The organism is Methylorubrum pseudosasae (assembly GCF_029504475.1).
Taxonomy (GTDB): domain Bacteria; phylum Pseudomonadota; class Alphaproteobacteria; order Rhizobiales; family Beijerinckiaceae; genus Methylobacterium; species Methylobacterium extorquens.
Window position 1 is genome coordinate 3,193,256 of the sequence record NZ_JAQGDU010000002.1, and the last position, 18,132, is coordinate 3,211,387.

The window sequence follows — 18,132 nt, forward strand, 5'->3', positions numbered from 1 at the left end:
GGACAGCCAAGCCGCCTATCGAGCGGCGATCCGGACCGGGGAGGCGTTGACCATGTTGCCCGAACTGCGCGTGCTCTATTTCGAGGATCTCGAAGTCGGACTGACGGAGATCCTGAAGAAGGAGATCTCCTCCTCCGACGTGGTGGGCTTTGCCGAGATCACCGGCGACCGCAACCCGATCCACCTCTCCGAGCACTTCGCCGCGCGCACGCCGTTCGGCACCCGCATCGCCCACGGCCTCTACACCGCGGGCCTGATCTCGGCGGTGCTCGGCACCCGCCTGCCGGGGCCGGGCGCGGTCTACATCTCGCAGACTCTGAACTTCCGCGCGCCGGTGCGCATCGGCGACATCGTCGAGGTGAAGGTCGAGGTGGCTGAGCTGATCCCCGAGCGCCGCCGCGCCCGGCTGGCCTGCACCTGCTCCGTCGGCGACGAGGTGGTGCTCGACGGCGAGGCCCTGGTGAAGGTGCCGAAGAAGGAAGAGGCCGACCCGCTCGCCATGCGCATGGGCGGCGGCCGCGCCTAAAGCATCGTCCCGAAAGGTGGTTGCCGGCTTTCGGGACAGGACGATGCGATAGCGAAAGTCGACCCTCTTTTGCCCGAGCCCATCGCCATCGACGATCCCGACGACCCGCGGCTCTCCGCCTACCGAGACGTGCGCGAGCGCGACCTCGTGGGCCGGCAGGGCCGCTTCATCGTCGAGGGCGAGGTGACCCTGCGGCTGCTGTTCTCCGGCAGCGCCCGCTTTGCCGCGGAATCGGTGCTGCTGGCGCCCGAGCGCTGGCCGGGCTTTGCGGATCTGCTGCGTGGGGATGGGCCGCCGGTCTATCTCGCCGGCAAGGACGTGATGAGCGCGGTGGCCGGCTTTCCGATCCATCGCGGCGTGCTGGCGGTGGGGCTGCGCGGCGAGGAGCCGTCACCCGAGTCCCTGGTCCCGCCCGCGCCCGCTCCGGCCCTCGTCGTCGGGCTCGTCGGGCTGACCAACCACGACAATGTCGGCGGCCTGTTTCGCAACGCCGCCGCCTTCGGCGCCGACGCGGTCTGGCTCGACGCCGAGACCTGCGATCCGCTCTACCGCAAGGCGATCCGCGTCTCGGCCGGCGCGGCGCTGACCGTGCCCTTCGCCCGCGCGCCGAGCGGGGCGGCGCTGCTCGACCTCGCCGAACGCCACGCCCTGACGCCGCTGGCGCTGACCCCCGGCGGGAGCGAGACGCTCGACGCCCTGGAGCCACCGGCCCGCGCGCTGCTGCTGCTCGGCACCGAGGGGCCCGGCCTGCCTGAATCGCTGATGGCCCGCGCCCGCCGCGTGCGCATCGCCATGGCGCCGGGCTTCGATTCGCTCAACGTCGCGACCGCCGGTGCGATCGCGCTGCATCATCTGGCCGGACGGCGCTTCTCATCCTGATCAGGAGCGCGCATCCGACCCCGGGGGCGCCTTGAACCTGGATTAAACCCTGGCTATGTTGCCCAAATATGTAATTTGTTCAACGGCAGTCGAGGCGGCGATGAGCAGGGGTACTCGGCAAATGCCAAAGGAAAGTCTGGGTAAGCTGCGCTCCGAGGAAAGCCGCCGCAAGGGAGCTATCAAGCGCGAGCAGGTCGTCGCCGTGATGGCCCTCGCGCAGGCCAGCGGCCTCACCGCCGGCAAGGATTCCCGAATCTCCGGCCGGGTTTCATCCGAGTTGATCGAGCGTGCGAAGGCGCGGACGGGATTGGTGTCCGACACGGAGCTAGTCGAGTTCGCGCTGGCCAACCTCGCGGTCGAGGACAATTTTGCGCAAGTTTTCCGTGAGTTGCACGGTACGGTCGATCCGGGCCTGGATCTCGAGCTCTGACAGGCCCGACGTGGCTTTCAGCTTCAGGGTTGCGGAGCGCCTTCGGAGGCAGATGCCATCATCGCCCCTGCTCCGGCGCGCGGACGACCTGCTCCCCTTCGTCGGCGCTCGGGCTGAGGCCGGATATGACCTTCTGCTCGATACCTGCGTCTATATCGATGGTCTTCAAGGAAAGACCCCGCCGGCCATCAGGGATCTGATTTCGATCCGACACGTGAACCACAGCGCGGTTGCCGTGCAGGAACTCATGTACGCGGTCGGGGCTCTCGATCCGGCCGACCCGCGGAGCCTGGAGGCGGTGGAGAAGATCGGTCGCATGATCGATGGAGTGCCGCGACACCGCCTCTTCACGCCCGACGCCGAGGTGCTGGCCAAGGCGGCGGTCTATGCCGGGATGCTGGGCCGTAATCAAAACTATGCCAAGGATGATCGCAGGCGGGCTCTCAACGACTGCGTGCTGTTCCTCCAGGCTCTGAAGCTCGGATCCACGGTTCTGACGCGGAACATCAGGGATTTCGATTTCCTGCTTCAGATATGCCCGGCAGGTCGGGTTCTCTTCTACCGCGTCTGACGATCGCCTGCGGCCTCCCGCCTGTGGACGGCTCAGGCCCTCGCGGACCCCGGCCGGCCGGCGCATGTTAGAAGCAGCGGGCGCCAGCGGGGTACGGGATGGGCTACGAGATCGATCTGGGTCGGGCCGGCGACAAGCCCGGGATGATGGACCTCACGGAGCTTCTGGCGACGCGCCTCCTCGTCCAGGGCAATTCCGGTTCGGGCAAATCGCATCTGCTGCGGCGCCTGCTCGAACAGAGCGCGGGCCTCGTGCAGCAGGCGATCATCGACCCCGAGGGCGATTTCGTCACGCTGGCCGAGCGCTACGGCCACGTCGTGATCGAGGCGGACGGCAACGAGGCGGAACTCCTGCGCATCGCCGCCCGCGTGCGCGAGCACCGGGTCTCCGTCGTGCTCTCGCTGGAGGGGCTCGACGCCGAGGACCAGATGCGCGCCGCCGCCGCCTTCCTCGGCGGGCTGTTCGATGCCGACCGCTCGCTCTGGTACCCGATGCTGGTGGTGGTGGACGAGGCGCAGCTCTTCGCCCCGGCCGCCGCGGGCGAGGTCTCCGACGAGGCCCGCCGCCTCTCGCTCGGCGCCATGACCAACCTGATGTGCCGCGGGCGAAAGCGCGGGCTGGCCGGCATCATCGCCACGCAGCGTCTGGCCAAGCTCGCCAAGAACGTCGCGGCGGAAGCCTCGAACTTCCTGATGGGCCGCACCTTCCTCGACATCGACATGGCGCGCGCCGCCGACCTGCTCGGCCTCGACCGCCGCGGGGCCGAGATGTTCCGCGACCTCGCCCGTGGCCATTTCGTGGGTCTCGGCCCGGCGCTCTCGAAGCGCCCGCTGCCGATCGCCATCGGTCCGACGGTGACCGAGAGCCGCAACGCCGCCCCCGACCTGCTCCCCCTGCCTACCATGGGCGAGGAGGCGCGCGCCCTGATCATGACGGCGTCGGCCGAGGAGGAGGCCCGGCCCCTGCCTGCCCCCCGGCCCAAGCCCGTGCGCGCGCCCGGCCCCGACGTGCTGGTCCAGCTCGCCAATTACCGCCCGCCGGTGCGCGACGATCTGCCGGAGGAGGAGCCGATGGATCCGGCCGAGCGCGAGGCGGCGATGGCCGAGATCCTCGCCTCGGTGCTCGCTGATTCGGACGCTGCCGCCTGCACGCCCGCCACCCTCTACCAGGACTTCACCGTCCGCTGCCGTATCCGCCGGATCGGCGGCGAGGCGATGGGCCTGCCCGAGTTCAAGCGGCGGCTCGCCGTGGCGCGGGCCGGCGTCCAGGGCGCCACCGCCGAGGGACCCGGTTGGGAGCGGGCGCAGGAGATCGCTGCCGGTCTGCCGGAGGATCTGGCCGGCCTGTTCCTGCTCATCGCCCGCACGGCGCTCGAAGGTTCACCCTGCCCCTCCGACGCGGCGCTCGCGGAGGCCTACGGCACCTCCTCGGCGGGGCGTGCCCGGCGCATGCTGGGCTATCTGGAGGAGCGCGGCGCCATCGTCATGCGCCGGGATCTGCGCGGCGCGCCGATCATCGCCGTGCCCGATCTCGATGCCGAGACCGGCCCGCAGATCGGCGCCGCTGCCGTGCTCCCGCTGCGTCGGCGGCGGCCCTGAACGCGGCCGGAACCTAGTGAGGCCGGCGGCACGCGACAATCCGTGCCTCTTGCCCCTCGCCCGCTTCCGGCCAAGATTGCGCCGACGATGTCAGGTTGGGAGTCTTGGGGCGTTGCTGCAGTCGCGGGAAGGTTTGCGTACCCTGTCGGGCCGCCGCACGATCGTCGTCGGGGCCGGCCCCGGCGGGCTTGCCACGGCGCTGCTCCTGGCCAAGGCCGGACTGCACGTCACGCTGATCGAAAAGGACGCCCAAGTCGGCGGGCGCACCAAGACCGTGGAGGCGCCGGGCGGCTACCGCTTCGACATCGGCCCGACCTTCTTCCTCTATCCGCAGATCCTCGCCGACATCTTCGAATCCTGCGGCGAGCGCCTGGAAGACCATGTCCGGCTGGAGCGGCTCGACCCGCAATACAACCTCGTCTTCGAGGGTGAGGGCGGCATTTCGGGGCAGATCCGTGCCACCGGCGACGTGCCGCGGCTGAAGGCCGAGATCGCCCGCCTCGCCCCCGCCGATGCCGAGAACGTCGAAAAGTTCTTCGAAGAGAACCGGACCAAGCTGAACTACTTCAAGCCGGTGCTGGAACAGCCCTTCGACAACATCCTGTCGATGGCGAGCCCGGCGATGCTGGCCGCCCTCCCCCATCTCCATCCCGGCCGCAGCGTGGACCGGGATCTCAAGCGCTACTTCGCCGACCCGCGGGTGCGCCTCGCCTTCTCGTTCCAGACCAAATATCTCGGGATGAGCCCCTTCCGCTGCCCGAGCCTGTTCACGATCCTCTCGTTCCTCGAATACGAGCACGGGGTCTACCACCCGGTCGGCGGCTGCGGCGCGGTCTCGGAGGCGATGGCGGGACTGGCCCGCCGCATGGGCGTCGACATCCGCCTGGGGCAATCGGTCGAGCGGATCCTGTTCGAGGGCAAGCGCGCCACCGGCGTGGTCGTCGGCGGCGAGACGCTGAAGGCCGACGCGGTGGTCGTGAACGGCGACTTCGCCAAGGTGATCCGCGATCTCGTGCCGGAGGAGCGGCGCCCGCGCTGGCGCGACGCCAAGATCGGCAAGGCGCGGCTCTCCTGCTCGACCTACATGCTCTACCTCGGCATCGAGGGCAAAATGCCCGAGAGCCTGGGCCACCACACCATCCTGCTGGCCAAGGAATACGAGCGCAACATCAAGGAAATCACCGGCGGCACGCTGCCGATGGAGCCTTCGATCTACGTGCAGCATGCCGGCTTCACCGATGGCGGCATGGCGCCGCCCGGCCACACCGCCCTCTACGTGCTGGTGCCGGTGCCGAACCTGAAGGCGGGCATCGATTGGGAGACGGTCGGCCCGACCTACCGCAAGCTGATTCTGGAGCGCTTGAAGCTCCTCGGCCTTCCCGACATCGAGAGCCGCATCCGCTACGAGCGCGTGGTCGATCCCCGCGACTGGCGCGACGAATTCGCGGTGCACGAGGGCGCGACCTTCAACCTTGCCCACGATCTCATGCAGATGCTGTGGTTCCGCCCCCATAACCGCTTCGGGCCGGGGCTCTACCTCGTCGGCGGCGGCACCCATCCGGGCTCGGGCCTACCGGTGATCTACGAGGGTGCGCGCATCTCGGCCCGGCTCCTGATCGAGGATCTCGCCAAGGAGAAGGCGCCCGCGATCCTGGCGGACCTGCCGACGACCTCGCCGCTTGCCACGCAGGGCGATCCGAGTTGATGCGGGCCGCGTTTCTCGCGGGCCTTGCCGTGCTGGCGGCGCTGACGGGCCCGGCGCGGGCGGCAGGCCTGGAGGTGATCGTCGAGGGGGCCGAGCCGGGGCCGGGCGAAGTGTACGTCACCCTGTGCCAGGGCGGGCTGAGCGAGGCCGCCTGTCCGATCGGCCGGAGCGCTCCGGTCCGCGGCGGCGCCGAGCGCTTCGTCTTCACCGACGTGCCCGCGGGCGTCTGGGCGGTCGCCGCCTTCCAGGACGAGAACGGCAACGGCCGGCTCGACCGGACTGGGCTCGGCCTGCCGCTGGAGCCCTACGGTTTCTCCGGCGCGGTCGCGCGTCGGGCCCGGCCGGACTTTGCCAGCGCGAGCTTCGCCCTGCGCGAACCCGGCGCCGCCGTGCGGATCCGCATCGCCCGTCCCCTGCCGCGGCGCTGACGGGCGGATGATGCGCAGCGATGCCCCGCCCCTCGTCTCCGTCGAGGGCGCTGCCCTCGCCTATCGCAGCCGTCCGGCCCTGCGCGGACTCGACCTCACCCTCGTTCGCGGCACGACGCTGGCCCTGCTCGGACCGAACGGGGCCGGCAAGACCAGCCTGATCCGCCTGCTGGCCGGGCGGCTCGCGCCCGATGCCGGAAGCGTCCGCATCCTCGGCGGCGATCCCCATGCCGACCGGGCGACCCGCAAGCGGATCGGCTTCGTGCCGCAGGAGATCGCGCTCTATCCCCGCCTCACCGTCGCGGAGAATCTCGACGTGTTCGCCCGGCTCGCCGGCCTGAAGCGGGGGGAGCGCCGCGGAGCGGTCGCGGCGGCGATCGGGCGCTGCGCGCTGGCCGAGGTGGCGGGGCGGCTCGTCGCCACGCTCTCGGGAGGCTACCAGCGCCGGGTCAACATCGCCGTGAGTCTGCTCAGCGAGCCCGACCTGATCCTGCTCGACGAGCCGACGCAGGGGGTCGATCTCGACGCGCGGGCGTCGATCCACACGGTGCTGGCGGGTCTGCGCGCGGGGGGCGCCGGGCTCGTCATCAGCACCCACGATTTCTCCGAGGCCGAGCGCCTGGCCGACCGCGTCGCCATCCTCGCCGACGGACAGATCCGGCTCGAGGGCGCCCTCGCCGCGCTGATGCGCCCGCTCGAGGCCGCCCCGCCCGAGCACGAGGCGGTGCTGGAGAGCCCCCCGGACACCGCCGCCGAGGCGGCCCTGCGGCGCTCCGGCTTCTCACCGCTCACGGGTGACGCGCGGTTCTGGCGCGCCGACCATGGTGCGGCCGGCGGGCTCGACGGCGCGGCTCTGCTTGCCGCCCTGCGCATCTCCGGTGTGCCGGTGGCCGAAATCCGCGTGCGCCGCCCCGGCCTGGAAACCCTCTACCGGGACAGCCTCGCCGACCGTCCGGGCCTGGAGAGCGCAGCGTGATCGCGGCGGCATTCCGGGTGATGTGGCTCTCGCTCGTGCGCGACCGCGCAGCGCTGACCATGGCCTTCGTGCTGCCCACCGTCATCTTCGCGATCTTCGCGGCGATCTTTTCGGGCGCGATCGGCGACCGCATCCGCATCCATCTCGGGCTCGCCGACCTCGCGGGCACCGCCACCACGCAGCGCCTCGTCACGGCGCTGGAGGCCGAGCCGTCCTTACGCATCGCGCGCCTGGACGTGGCGGACGAGGCGGCGGCCGTCCGCGCCGTGCGCCGCGGCGAGGTCGATGTGGCCCTGGTGCTGCGCAGCGACCTCGCAGCACCCGCTGGCCCCGACAAGGCAGGCCAGGACAAGGGGAGCGCGGCGGCGAGCCAGCCGGTGCTGCTGATCGAGAGTCCGTCGCGGGCGCTCGCCACGCCGATCGCGCTGGGCCAGCTCCAGCGTGCCCTCAACGACGCGCTGCCCGACGTGGTGCTCTCGCGCATCGTCGCGGACGTGGAGCGCTCCGGCAAGATCGGGCCGGACGAGCGCGCCTTCCTCGACGAGGCCTTCGCCGAGCAGCGGGCGAAGAAGGAGCCGTTCTCCTTCACCCGTCTCGTCGAGACCCGCACCACCGCGAGCGGGCGCGGCAACGAGCGGGTGAGCTACTATGCGGGCGCCATCGCCGCCGTGTTCCTGCTGTTCGCGGCGATGCAGGGGGCGCTCTCCCTGGTGGACGAGCGCGAGGGCGGGCTGGCCGATCGCCTCGCCGCCGGCCCCGGCGGGCTACCGGTGATCGTGCTGGGCAAATTCCTGTTCCTGCTCGGCCAGGGCGTGGTCCAGGCCGGGCTGATCTTTTCCGCCGCCGCGCTTCTGCACGGCGTTGATGTGTCCGGCCACTGGATCGGCTGGCTCGTCACCTCGATCCTCGTTTCGGCCATGGCGGCCGGCCTCGCGCTCGCCGCCTGCGCGCTTTCGGCCACACGTCAGCAGGCGCATCTCGCCGCGACCTTCGGCGTGCTGCTGCTCTCGGCGGTGGGCGGCAGCATGGTGCCCCGCTTCCTCATGCCCCCCTGGCTGCAGCAGGCCGGCTGGCTCACGCCCAACGCCTGGGCGATCGAGGCTTATCAGGCCGCCCTCGGTGAGGGCGCGGCGGCGGCGCTACCGGCCTGGGGCGTGCTGGCGGCCCTGGCGGCGTTAGGTCTGGGGGTGGCGGTCGGGGTGGTGGGCCGGAGAACGGTCTGAGGCGGATTGACCCGTGGCGACCCGTCTCCGCGACGGCGCCGGGCAGATCGGGCAGGGCCTTCGTTCGCATCCGCAGGCCCTCTCGCCCGCAAGTCCTCTTGCCCGCATGTCCTCTCGCCCGGATATCTTCGGAGCCGCCCCACCCCCATGACGAACGCGATGCTGCGCCTGCTGATCGCCGACGGCAACGACCGCGACGGCCGTGCGAAGCGCGAGGCCGCCGTCGGCCAAACCACCTCGCAGGCCTTCGCCAGCGTCGTGGCCGATCTCGTGCCCGAGGTGGCTTGCACGCTGGTGAACCCGGCCGATGCCGAGGCCGCGATCGGGTCCGATCTCGCCGGGTTCGACGGGATGGTCCTCACCGGCTCCACCCTGCGGCTCGCCGATGACGGTCCGGCGGTGCGGCGCCAGCTCGACCTGATGCGCGCGGCGCTGGAAGCCGGGCTGCCGGTCTTCGGCTCGTGCTGGGGCATGCAGGTCGCCGCGGCGATCGCGGGCGGGGATGTCGGCGAGAACCCGCGCGGGCCGGAATACGGTTTCGCCCGGCGCCTCACGGCCACGGGTGACGGGGCCGCCCACCCGCTCTTGGCCGGTCGTGCGCCCGCCTGGGATGCGCCCGCGATCCATCTCGATGCCGTCGTCCGCGCCCCGTCCGGCGCGCGGGTGCTTGCGGCGAACGCCATGCTCGACGTGCAGGCGATCGAGATCCGCTACGGGCGCGGGCTGTTCTGGGGCACGCAGTACCACCCGGAAACCGACCTCGACGAACTGGCCGCGATGCTGCGGCTGAGCGCCGATGCGGTCGTCTCCGCCGGGCTGGCCGCCGATCCCGCTGCGGTCGAGGCCTATGCCGGCGAGATTTCGGATCTCGACGGGAGCGAGGGCGCCACACGCCGCCATCGCGCGTGGCGCCTCGGGATCGGTGCCGACGTGCTTGAATCCGCGCAGCGGCGCCGGGAAATCGGCAATTTTCTCGCGTCTCTGTCCACAGCCCGCGGCGTGGAATGAACCGAGCGCGACCGGGTGGCACGTTGACCCGCCCGGTCCCGCATCTAGCTTCGCTTTGACGGCCTTCTTTTTCAGGCCGCGCGGGAGACGCGTTTCCAATGAGCCAGGGTTCTTCGGTCGCGGTCGTCGGAAGCGGGCTCGGTGGGTTGGCCTCGGCCTGCGTGGCGGCCGCGCGCGGCCATCGCGTCACGGTCTACGACAAGAACGACTGGATGGGTGGCAAGGCCGCGGTGCTGCACGAGGGCGGCTTCCGCTTCGATATGGGGCCGACCATCCTCACCGTGCCGCGCGTGCTGGAGCGCATCTTCGCCGAGGCCGGGCGCTCGGTGCACGATTACATGGATCTGCGCCGCCTCGACCCGCAATGGCGCTGCTTCTTCGATGACGGCTCGCGCGTCGATCTGATCGAGGACGTGGACGCTATGGCCGCCTCCATGGACCGGTTCGCGCCCGGACAAGGGGCGGGCGACGGCTACAAGAAGTTCATCGCGGTCTCCGAGCATCTGCACGGCGTCTCCGAGCGGTTCTTCTTCTGGAAGGCGGTGCAGGATCTGTTCGACACGATCGACCTGCGCGCCAACATGAATCCCGGCACGCTCCGCGACGTGCTGAGCCTGCGCATGCACGCCACCGTCGCGAGCACGATCCGCGGCAAGGTGAAGGATGCGCGCCTCGCGCAGATGCTCGACCACTTCGTGCAATATGTCGGCTCCTCGCCCTACGGCGCGCCGGCGGTGCTCTGCGCCATCGCCCACATGCAGACGGCCGAAGGCGTGTGGTACCCGATGGGCGGCACCCGCGCGGTGGCCGAGGGGCTGATGCGGCTCGCCACCGAACTCGGCGCCACGATGAAGCCCGCCGACGAGGTGCTGGGCCTCGATATCGCCGCGGGCCAGCTCCGCGGCCTGCGCACCCGCGATGGCATCACGCCTTATGACGCCGTGATCTCCAACATGGATTCGGTGCGCACCTACCGTGAACTCGTCGGCGGCGAGGTCGGCAAGTCCTACGAGAAGAAGTCCTTCGAACCGGCCTGCTCCGGCGTGGTGCTCTATCTCGGCCTGAACAAGCGCTACGAGCACCTGAACCACCACGATTTCGTCTTCTCCCGCGACCCGGAGGAGGAGTTCGACTTCATCTACCGCAAGGGCGAGCCGGCCCCCGACCCGACCGCCTACCTCGCGGCCCCCTCCTCCACCGATCCGAGCGTTGCGCCCGAGGGCGGCGAGGCGCTCTACGTCCTTGTCCACACGCCGTATCTTCGGCCGCACCACGACTGGTCGAAGATGTTCCCGGCCTATCGCCGGACGATCCTGGAGAAGCTCAAGCGCACGGGCGGGATGCCGGATCTCGAGGAGCGCATCGTCGTCGAGCGCCACCTCACCCCGCAGGACATCCACGACCGCTACAAGGTGCTCAACGGCGCGATCTATGGGCTCGCCTCGCACGGGCGGATGATGGGCGCGTTCAAGCCCGGCAACCGCTCGCGGGAGGTGCGCGGCCTCTACCTCGCGGGCGGTGCCGCCCATCCGGGGCCGGGCATGCCGATGGTGATGATGTCGGGCTGGATCGCGGCCGACGCCCTCGACCAGGATCTGCGCGGCCGTGCAGAACCGGAGCTGCGCAAGACCGCCTGAGTTGATTCGACATGGCGCGGGGCAAACCGCTTCCGCCCGAGCGCTCGGCCCGGCTCTGGCGGTTCATGGCCGCCTATTTCGACCGCTTCGTGCGACGCCACCTGAACGCCCTGCGGCTGGCCCGCTGGGGCGCTCCGGCCGGCATCACCGGCACGGCGCCGCTAGTCATCTACGCCAATCATCCGGCGTGGTGGGATGCGGCGATCCTGATCGTGGCGGCCGACCGCCTGTTTCCGGGGCGCGAGAGCTTCGCGCCGATCGATGCGGCGATGCTGGAGAAGTATGGCATCTTCCGGAGGTTGGGCGCCTTCCCCGTCGATCTCGACAGCGTGCGGGGCGGTGCGCAATTTCTGTCCGCCGCCCGCGCGATCCTGGCTGCGCCGAACCGCGCGATCTGGATCACGGCGCAAGGGCGCTTTGCCGACGTGCGAACCCGCCCGCTCGGGCTGAAGCCCGGCGTCGCGCGCCTGGCCGAGATGGCACCCGAGGCGACCTTCCTGCCGCTGGCCGTGGAATACGCCTTCTGGGACGAGCGCGGGGCGGAAGCCTTCCTCGCCTTCGGTCAACCGCTCACCGCCGCCGAACTGCTCGCCCTGCCCCGTCCGGAGCGCCTCGCCCGGATGGAGACGGCGCTGACCGCGACCCTCGACCGGCTCTCCGCCGACGTGATCGCCCGCGATCCGGCTCGGTTTGAAACGCTGCTGGCGGGTCGGCGCGGGGTCGGCGGCGTGTATGACGGCTGGCGGCGGCTCGCGGCGGTGCTGACCGCGGCCGCCGCTTCGAGCCGGGCCACCGGGACGGCGATTCCGAGGAGACGCGGACCCGATGACACTCACCCTCCTCGTCCTCGCGATCATCGCCCTCGCGCTGACCCTGCTTCCGGCGGGGCTGGCCGCGGTCAATCTCGCGATCCTGCGCAGCCCCGAGCCCACGCCGAGCGACGGCCTCGTCTCGATCCTGATCCCCGCCCGCAACGAGGCAGCGGTGATCGAGGGCACGGTCCGGGCGGCGCTCGCGAGTCGCGGGGTTCCGGTCGAGGTGATCGTCGGCGACGATCACTCGGCCGACGAGACCGCAGCGATCGTCGGGCGCATCGCCCGCACCGATCCGCGCCTGCGGCTGATCGCTGTGCCCGCCCTGCCCGAGGGCTGGACCGGCAAGAACCACGCCTGCATCGCCCTGGTCGAGGCGGCACGGGGCGAGCGCCTCCTGTTCCTCGACGCCGACGTGACGCTGGCACCGGACGGTGCGGCGGCGCTCGCCGCGCATGCCGTCCGGAGCGGCGCCGATCTCGTCAGCGGCGTGCCGCGGCAGGTGATGGAGACCCTGGGCGAGCGCCTGACGGTGCCGATGATCGACTTCCTGATGCTCGGCTACCTGCCGATCGCCCTGATGCGCGCCTCGCCCCGCCCCTCGCTCGGCGCCGCCTGCGGGCAGATGATCCTGATCGCGCGCGACGCCTACCGGCGGACCGGGGGGCACGGCGCGATCCGCACCTCGCTCCATGACGGCGTGCGCCTGCCGCGGCTGTTCCGCGAGCAGGGCTTCCACACCGATCTCGTCGCCGGTCACGCGCTCGCGGCCTGCCGGATGTACCGGGATTTTGCGCAGAGCTGGGCCGGCTTCTCGAAGAACGCGCATGAGGGCATGGCGACGCCCGCTTCGCTCCCGGTCTGGACGGTGCTGCTGTTCGGCGGACATATCCTGCCCTGGCTCGTCCTCGCTTTCGCGCTGGCGCTGGGCGCCGGCACGGCCGCCGTTCTGGCGGCGGCCGCCGTCATCGTCTCGCTCGCGACGCGGGCGGCGATCACTTTGCGGGTCGCCGAGCCGCTCGCGACGATTCTCCTGCACCCCGCCACCGTCGGCACGGCGCTGGCGATCCAGTGGAACGTGCTGCTGCGCCCCGGTCGGGCCGGCCGGGCCGTATGGAAGGGCCGCAGCTATACGGTCGGCGGGGCGGCTAAGCCGCGGCAGGAACCGGGTTGAGGGACTTTTCGCGAAACAATCCATGCGGCAAATCGTGTAAGGCCGGCCATCCAGCCTTTGCAGTTCCTGAATAACGCCTGTAGCCTTGGTGCCACGTCGGCCCGGCGTCTTGCCGGGCTGCATCGCCAGGAAGTTCGGTCGCGTCGATGAGGGATGAGAGCGCCGCCGCCGTGTCGGCCCGCCCCACCGCCGACCCGCAGACAGCGCGGGAGGGTTCCCGCACGGTCACGGGCGGACGCCCGATCGAGAGCTTCCCTCCCCGCTACGAAACCGGTCGTCACGGCCGCCGCGACGCCTATGCCGCGCTCGATCTCGGCACCAACAATTGCCGCCTTCTGGTCGCCGAGCCGACGCCCAACGGCTTCCGGGTAATCGACGCGTTCTCCCGCATCGTCCGGCTCGGCGAGGGGTTGGGTAATTCCAATCGCCTCACCGAGGCGGCGATCGAGCGCACGGTGGAGGCCCTGCGCATCTGCCGGGGCAAGATGAAGTCCCGCGCGGTGGCCCGCTCCAAGGTGATCGCGACCGAGGCCTGCCGGCTTGCCGTCAACGGCGCCGAGTTCGTGGCGCGGGTGCGCGCCGAGGTCGGGCTCGACCTTGAGATCGTCGACCGGCAGACGGAAGCTTATCTCGCCGTGACCGGCTGCGCCGCGCTGGCCGACCCGCGGGCGGAATCGGTCGTGATCTTCGATATCGGCGGCGGCTCCACCGAGATCGCATGGCTCGACGGCGCGGCGGCCAACCCCTCGACCGACCCGACCTTGCGCATCCGCGCCTGGGATTCGCTCCCCGTCGGCGTGGTGACGCTGGCCGAGCGCCATGGCGGAACCGAGGTCACCCGGCGGACCTTCGAGGGCATGGTCGAGGAGGTCGGCGACCTCATCTCTCCCTTCGCAATCCGCGCCGCGGCGGCTGCCACCGCACCCTATTTCCACCTTCTCGGCACCTCGGGCACCGTGACCACGCTCGCGGCCATGCATCTGCGGCTCGCCCGCTACGAGCGGCGTCGGGTCGATGGCCTCTGGATGAGCGACGACGAGGTCGGCGACGCAATCGAGGATCTGCTCGACACCCGCCTCGAACAGCGTGCCGACAACCCCTGTATCGGCCGTGACCGGGCCGACCTCGTGCTCGCCGGCTGCGCCATCCTGGAGGCGATCCGCCGGGTGTTCCCGTCCGAGCGCCTGCGCATCGCCGACCGGGGCCTGCGCGAGGGCCTGCTCATGAACATGATGCGCGAGGACGGCGTCTGGCGCCGCGGGCGGTATCGCTGAGAAAGCCGGGCCGGCCCTCGTCTCATCGCCCGCGGCGACCGACTCCCCGGACGGAACGTCTTCACGGACCCGCCGCGCCGCGATAGGGACCATCCTGCGGCTGTGAGCGCATCGGTGCGTTCCGATGCTTGAGGACTGGACCATGAGCGACCGGCGAGGCGGAACGGGCGGCCTGCGCGGCGACCTGAAGCAGCGGGTGAAGACCGGGCGCGGGCGCACCCTCTCCCAGAAGCGCTGGCTGGAACGCCAGCTCAACGACCCCTACGTCGCCCGCGCCAAGCGCGAGGGCTACCGCTCCCGCGCGGCGTTCAAGCTTCTCGAAATCGACGAGCGCTTCAAGCTGTTGAAGCCCGGACAGCGGATCGTCGATCTCGGCGCCGCCCCCGGTGGCTGGTCGCAGGTGGCGGCGCGGATCCTCGGCGAGAGCGGCCGCATCGTCGGCATCGATCTGCTCGAAATCGAGCCGATGCCGGGCGCGACCTTCATCACCCTCGACTTCCTCGATCCCTCCGCACCCGAGCGCTTGACCGAGCTGCTGGGCGGCCGGGCCGACCTCGTCCTGTCCGACATGGCCGCCAACACCACCGGCCACAAGAAGACCGACCACCTGCGCATCATCGGGCTCGCCGAGACCGCCGCGGTCTTCGCCCGCGAGATCCTGGCGCCGGGCGGCGCCTATCTCGCCAAGGTGTTCCAGGGCGGCACCGAGGGCGATCTGCTGACCGAGCTGAAGCGCGACTTCGCCACCGTGCGCCACGTCAAGCCGCAGGCGAGCCGGGCGGATTCGAGCGAACTCTACGTGCTGGCCACGGGCTTTCGCGCCCAGGCCGGCGCCAAGGACGCGGCGGACGAACAGGACTAACCGTCACCGGCGGCTGCGCCCGGCCTTCCTTTCGTGGCACGATGCCTGCGCGTCGTGCCCGAGAGCCACGTAAGGAAGGCCCCGATGACTGCCCAACCCCTCACCCGCTTCGCCGTCGCGCCGCTGGCCCGGATGACGCGGCGCCTCGCCGATGTCGCCGCAGGCCGCGCCGAGCCCGATCTGGTGATCACCGGTGCGCGGGTTCTCTCGACCTATTCCGAGCGCATCCTGCCCGACCGCGAGATCTGGATCGCGGGCGGGCGCATCGCCGCGGTGAAGCCGGCGGGCCACCATCGCGGCGGCGCCCCGCGCTACGATGCGCGCGGCGGCCTGATCGCGCCGGGGCTGGTCGATCCGCATCTGCACATCGAGAGCAGCATGGTGACGGCCTGCGCCTACGCCGAGGCCGCGCTGATCAACGGCACCACTACGATCGTCTGTGACAGCCACGAGATCGGCAACGTGCTGGACGTGAACGGCGTGGAATGGATGCTGGAGGATGCCCGCGCGGCGCCCCTCAACATCTTCCTGACCGTGCCGAGCACGGTGCCCGCCACCACGCCGGATCTTGAGACGGCGGGCGGCGACCTGACGGCGGAGAAGATCGGCGCCCTGTTCGATGCCTGGCCCGAGGCGATCGGGCTCGGCGAGAAGATGGATTTCGTCGCGGTGGCCAGCGGGGACGAGCGGGCCCACGCCATCATCCGCGCCGCGCTCGAGCGGGGCCGCCCGGTCTCCGGCCATGTCTACGGCCGCGACTTCGTGGCGGCCTACGCCGCGAGCGGCGTCACCGACACCCACGAGGCCGTGGATGCCGACATCGCCGACGATCTCCTGGAAGCCGGCCTCTGGATCTTTCTGCGCGGGGGCCCGCCGACCACGCCCTGGCACTCGCTGCCCAAAGCCATCGGCACCGTGACCGAGTACGGCGCCGCCTGGAAGCGGGTCTGCGCCTGCACCGACGACCGCGACGCCGACGACCTGCTGGCGTTCGGCCTCGACTGGGTGGTGCGCGAGGCGGTGGCGCGCGGCATCCCGAAACCCGCGGCCTGGGCCATGGGCTCTTTGCATGGAGCCACGCGCTACGGCCTCGACGGCGAGGTCGGCGGCCTCGGCGGCGGGCGCCGGGCCGATCTCGTGCTCCTGAACGACGATCTCGTGCCGCAGGCGACGTGGTACGGCGGGCAACAGGTGGTGGAGGATCGCCGGCCGACGCCGCGTCTCGAAGAGGCCCTGGCCCGACCCTACCGCTACCCGGCCCCCGCCTACGCCACGGTCCGCCTGCCCAATCCCGTTCCCGCCCTGATCCCGGCGCTGCCCGCCGGGCCCTGCACGGTCAACGCGATCCGCACCACGCTGCCGGGCATCGAGCTGACGCATGAGCGCGTCTCGCTCACCCCCGGCGCGGATTGGGCGGCGACGCTCGCCGCGCACGATCTCTGCCATGTCGCGGTGGTCGAGCGGCACGGCCGCTCCGGTGGCGTCGCCCACGGGCTGCTCTCGGCCTTCGGCTTGAAGCGCGGCGCGGTGGCGAGCAGCGTCGGCCACGATTCGCACAACCTCATCGTCGCGGGGCTGAACGAAGCCGACATGCGGGTGGCCCTCGACGCCGTCGCCGCGCATCAGGGCGGTGTCTGCGTCGTCGAGGACGGCCACGTCGTCGCGATGGTGGCACTGCCGGTGGCGGGCCTCCTCTCCGACAAGCGCGTGGGCGCGGTGGCGGATGAGGTGAAGGCGCTCAAGCGCGCCTGGGAGCGGGCCGGCTGCAGCATCCCCTATATGGGCTTCAACCTGATCCCGCTCGCGGTGATCCCGCAGATCCGCATCACCGACAAGGGCGTGGTGCTGGTGCCGGAGATGCGCCCGGTGCCGCTGTTCGAGGCGGCTTGAACGCAGTGCTCCGCCGAGCCCCTCTCCCCGCAAGCGGGGCGAGGGGCGCAGGTTGGTTCGACGCGCTCGATTGGAATCCGCGCTAGCGTGCGGCGGAGACGCCCGGCCCCTTGTCGGTCCATTCCGGCGGCAGGCCGACCATGTCGCCGAGGATGCCGTCGAAGCCGGGCGCCCGGCCGAAGGCCTCGCAATCCGGGTCGAGGGGCGCCTCGCCCAAAGTGGTGATGCGGATGCGGTCGTAGGTCGGGAGCTGCAGCTCGCCCTTGAACGGATCCTTGCCGGTGGCGAGGTAGGAGCCGAAATCCTGGCCGAACTCGCCGGCGAGATCGTAGGCGTCGCTGGCGGCCGAGAAGCGGGCTTGGTTGGTGAAGGAGTTGGCCGCACCCGCCCAGATCATCGCCGCGCGCTGGCGGTTGCGGGCGTCGAGCGCCTCGGATTCGATGGTCAGGCTGCCGAGCCCGATCGGCAGCCGCGGCACCGGCACCCGGCCCAGGGTGTTGGCGAAGCCGATGCCGACTTGGCCGGCCACCGAGATCGCCGTCGTGGCGGCGACGGTCGCACCCGAGGCCGGAATGTTGGTGAGATCGACCCGAGTGATCGCCGAGCGGACGGTGAGGTCGGCGCGCCCCGACGACACCACGTCGTAGCGCAGCGAGAGGTCGTAGCAGAGCGCCCGGTCGGCGGCGTTGGCGATCAGGCGCCGTTCCACCGGCGACAGGCCGGGGCCGGAGACCGCCTCGGAAAACACGGTCGGGACGATGCGCACGGTGCGCACCGTCTGCGGCAGGGTCGGATCGATGAACAGCTTGGACTCGGAGGCGACGGCGTCGCTGGCCACGAACTGGTCGCGGCGCGAGAGGGCGCCGCCGTCGGTGAGCACCACGTCGCCGCAGCCGGCCAACCCGGCGAGCAGGGCGGCGGCGAGCGCGAGACGGGAAACGCCGGGACGAAGGTTCGACCGCAGGGGCATTAGGCTCTTTCGCGGGATGGAGGCCGGCGCCAGGGGGACGCTCGGGGACGCGTATCCTGCCGTGACCGGCGGGACAGCATCGCTTTTCGGGCGGAAGCCTAGCCTTAAGCCGGCGGTCCCGGAAGGATTGGACGGGGGACGGCGCGCGTATCCGGCGGGCCTGTGACCG

The 18,132-nt window shown here is 71.1% G+C and carries 16 protein-coding genes and 1 pseudogene; 16 read left to right on the forward strand and 1 reads right to left on the reverse strand.

Annotated features, from left to right (window positions below; translation table 11 throughout):
• The first annotated feature begins 52 nt into the window (after positions 1–52).
• From croR to M2437_RS16125, 16 genes and pseudogenes are all read left to right on the forward strand, one after another.
• Complete coding sequence (gene croR, locus M2437_RS16050) at positions 53–526, forward strand: 3-hydroxybutyryl-CoA dehydratase (protein ID WP_003606989.1); 474 nt, start codon at positions 53–55, stop codon at positions 524–526.
• A gap of 69 nt (positions 527–595) precedes the next feature.
• Positions 596–1,405, forward strand: coding sequence for a TrmH family RNA methyltransferase (locus M2437_RS16055; RefSeq protein WP_253388033.1), 810 nt, complete (start codon positions 596–598; stop codon positions 1,403–1,405).
• Between the two features lie 100 nt (positions 1,406–1,505).
• Entirely contained in the window at positions 1,506–1,835 is a 330-nt protein-coding gene (locus M2437_RS16060; protein ID WP_253388034.1) for a hypothetical protein, read from the forward strand.
• A 52-nt stretch (positions 1,836–1,887) separates the two neighbouring features.
• Positions 1,888–2,406 (forward strand): type II toxin-antitoxin system VapC family toxin, encoded by a 519-nt coding sequence (locus tag M2437_RS16065; RefSeq protein WP_182570022.1) that lies wholly within the window; start codon positions 1,888–1,890, stop codon positions 2,404–2,406.
• A gap of 98 nt (positions 2,407–2,504) precedes the next feature.
• Complete coding sequence (locus M2437_RS16070) at positions 2,505–4,004, forward strand: helicase HerA domain-containing protein (RefSeq protein WP_003606607.1); 1,500 nt, start codon at positions 2,505–2,507, stop codon at positions 4,002–4,004.
• 112 nt (positions 4,005–4,116) lie between these two features.
• A complete protein-coding gene (crtI, locus tag M2437_RS16075; protein ID WP_056457477.1) occupies positions 4,117–5,709 on the forward strand; it encodes a phytoene desaturase family protein in 1,593 nt (530 codons plus the stop codon).
• Positions 5,709–6,137, forward strand: coding sequence for a DUF2141 domain-containing protein (locus M2437_RS16080; protein WP_012254688.1), 429 nt, complete (start codon positions 5,709–5,711; stop codon positions 6,135–6,137). The genes crtI and M2437_RS16080 overlap by 1 nt, the downstream gene beginning before the upstream one ends.
• Positions 6,138–6,144: 7 nt before the next feature.
• Positions 6,145–7,113: an ABC transporter ATP-binding protein gene (locus M2437_RS16085; protein WP_253388035.1), complete on the forward strand. Its 969-nt coding sequence runs from the start codon at positions 6,145–6,147 to the stop codon at positions 7,111–7,113.
• Positions 7,110–8,336, forward strand: a complete 1,227-nt coding sequence (locus tag M2437_RS16090; RefSeq protein ID WP_253388036.1) for an ABC transporter permease — start codon at positions 7,110–7,112, stop codon at positions 8,334–8,336. Before M2437_RS16085 ends, M2437_RS16090 begins: the two co-directional genes overlap by 4 nt.
• Before the next feature lie 147 nt (positions 8,337–8,483).
• Positions 8,484–9,344, forward strand: a complete 861-nt coding sequence (locus M2437_RS16095; RefSeq protein ID WP_253388037.1) for a type 1 glutamine amidotransferase — start codon at positions 8,484–8,486, stop codon at positions 9,342–9,344.
• 98 nt (positions 9,345–9,442) lie between these two features.
• Positions 9,443–10,981 carry a phytoene desaturase family protein gene (locus M2437_RS16100; protein WP_003603441.1) on the forward strand — a complete coding sequence of 513 codons (1,539 nt, stop codon included), beginning with the start codon at positions 9,443–9,445 and terminating at the stop codon, positions 10,979–10,981.
• Between the two features lie 11 nt (positions 10,982–10,992).
• Positions 10,993–11,810 (forward strand): annotated as a pseudogene (locus tag M2437_RS16105) (lysophospholipid acyltransferase family protein).
• Positions 11,807–12,967, forward strand: coding sequence for a glycosyltransferase family 2 protein (locus tag M2437_RS16110; protein WP_253388039.1), 1,161 nt, complete (start codon positions 11,807–11,809; stop codon positions 12,965–12,967). Before M2437_RS16105 ends, M2437_RS16110 begins: the two are co-directional and overlap by 4 nt.
• Positions 12,968–13,113: 146 nt before the next feature.
• Positions 13,114–14,241 carry a Ppx/GppA phosphatase family protein gene (locus M2437_RS16115; protein WP_015951777.1) on the forward strand — a complete coding sequence of 376 codons (1,128 nt, stop codon included), beginning with the start codon at positions 13,114–13,116 and terminating at the stop codon, positions 14,239–14,241.
• A gap of 142 nt (positions 14,242–14,383) precedes the next feature.
• Complete coding sequence (locus M2437_RS16120; protein WP_253388040.1) at positions 14,384–15,103, forward strand: RlmE family RNA methyltransferase; 720 nt, start codon at positions 14,384–14,386, stop codon at positions 15,101–15,103.
• Between the two features lie 84 nt (positions 15,104–15,187).
• On the forward strand, positions 15,188–16,993 hold the full coding sequence (locus tag M2437_RS16125; RefSeq protein WP_253388041.1) for an adenine deaminase: 1,806 nt from the start codon (positions 15,188–15,190) through the stop codon (positions 16,991–16,993).
• Positions 16,994–17,075: 82 nt separating this feature from the next.
• Here the strand turns inward: M2437_RS16125 and M2437_RS16130 are convergent, their stop codons facing one another.
• A complete protein-coding gene (locus M2437_RS16130) occupies positions 17,076–17,963 on the reverse strand; it encodes a DUF3313 domain-containing protein (protein ID WP_003603430.1) in 888 nt (295 codons plus the stop codon).
• Positions 17,964–18,132 lie beyond the last annotated feature (169 nt).

What these genes read in the sequence shown, in the direction of transcription:
- M2437_RS16070 (WP_003606607.1), top strand. Translation starts at nt 2,505, where the DNA reads ATGGGCTACGAGATCGATCTGGGTCGGGCCGGCGACAAGCCCGGGATG.
- M2437_RS16110 (WP_253388039.1), top strand. Translation starts at nt 11,807, where the DNA reads ATGACACTCACCCTCCTCGTCCTCGCGATCATCGCCCTCGCGCTGACC.
- M2437_RS16115 (WP_015951777.1), top strand. Translation starts at nt 13,114, where the DNA reads ATGAGGGATGAGAGCGCCGCCGCCGTGTCGGCCCGCCCCACCGCCGAC.
- M2437_RS16120 (WP_253388040.1), top strand. Translation starts at nt 14,384, where the DNA reads ATGAGCGACCGGCGAGGCGGAACGGGCGGCCTGCGCGGCGACCTGAAG.
- M2437_RS16085 (WP_253388035.1), top strand. Translation starts at nt 6,145, where the DNA reads ATGATGCGCAGCGATGCCCCGCCCCTCGTCTCCGTCGAGGGCGCTGCC.
- croR (WP_003606989.1), top strand. Translation starts at nt 53, where the DNA reads ATGTTGCCCGAACTGCGCGTGCTCTATTTCGAGGATCTCGAAGTCGGA.
- M2437_RS16065 (WP_182570022.1), top strand. Translation starts at nt 1,888, where the DNA reads ATGCCATCATCGCCCCTGCTCCGGCGCGCGGACGACCTGCTCCCCTTC.
- M2437_RS16060 (WP_253388034.1), top strand. Translation starts at nt 1,506, where the DNA reads ATGAGCAGGGGTACTCGGCAAATGCCAAAGGAAAGTCTGGGTAAGCTG.
- M2437_RS16100 (WP_003603441.1), top strand. Translation starts at nt 9,443, where the DNA reads ATGAGCCAGGGTTCTTCGGTCGCGGTCGTCGGAAGCGGGCTCGGTGGG.
- M2437_RS16125 (WP_253388041.1), top strand. Translation starts at nt 15,188, where the DNA reads ATGACTGCCCAACCCCTCACCCGCTTCGCCGTCGCGCCGCTGGCCCGG.
- M2437_RS16095 (WP_253388037.1), top strand. Translation starts at nt 8,484, where the DNA reads ATGACGAACGCGATGCTGCGCCTGCTGATCGCCGACGGCAACGACCGC.
- M2437_RS16130 (WP_003603430.1), bottom strand. Translation starts at nt 17,963, where the DNA reads ATGCCCCTGCGGTCGAACCTTCGTCCCGGCGTTTCCCGTCTCGCGCTC.
- M2437_RS16080 (WP_012254688.1), top strand. Translation starts at nt 5,709, where the DNA reads ATGCGGGCCGCGTTTCTCGCGGGCCTTGCCGTGCTGGCGGCGCTGACG.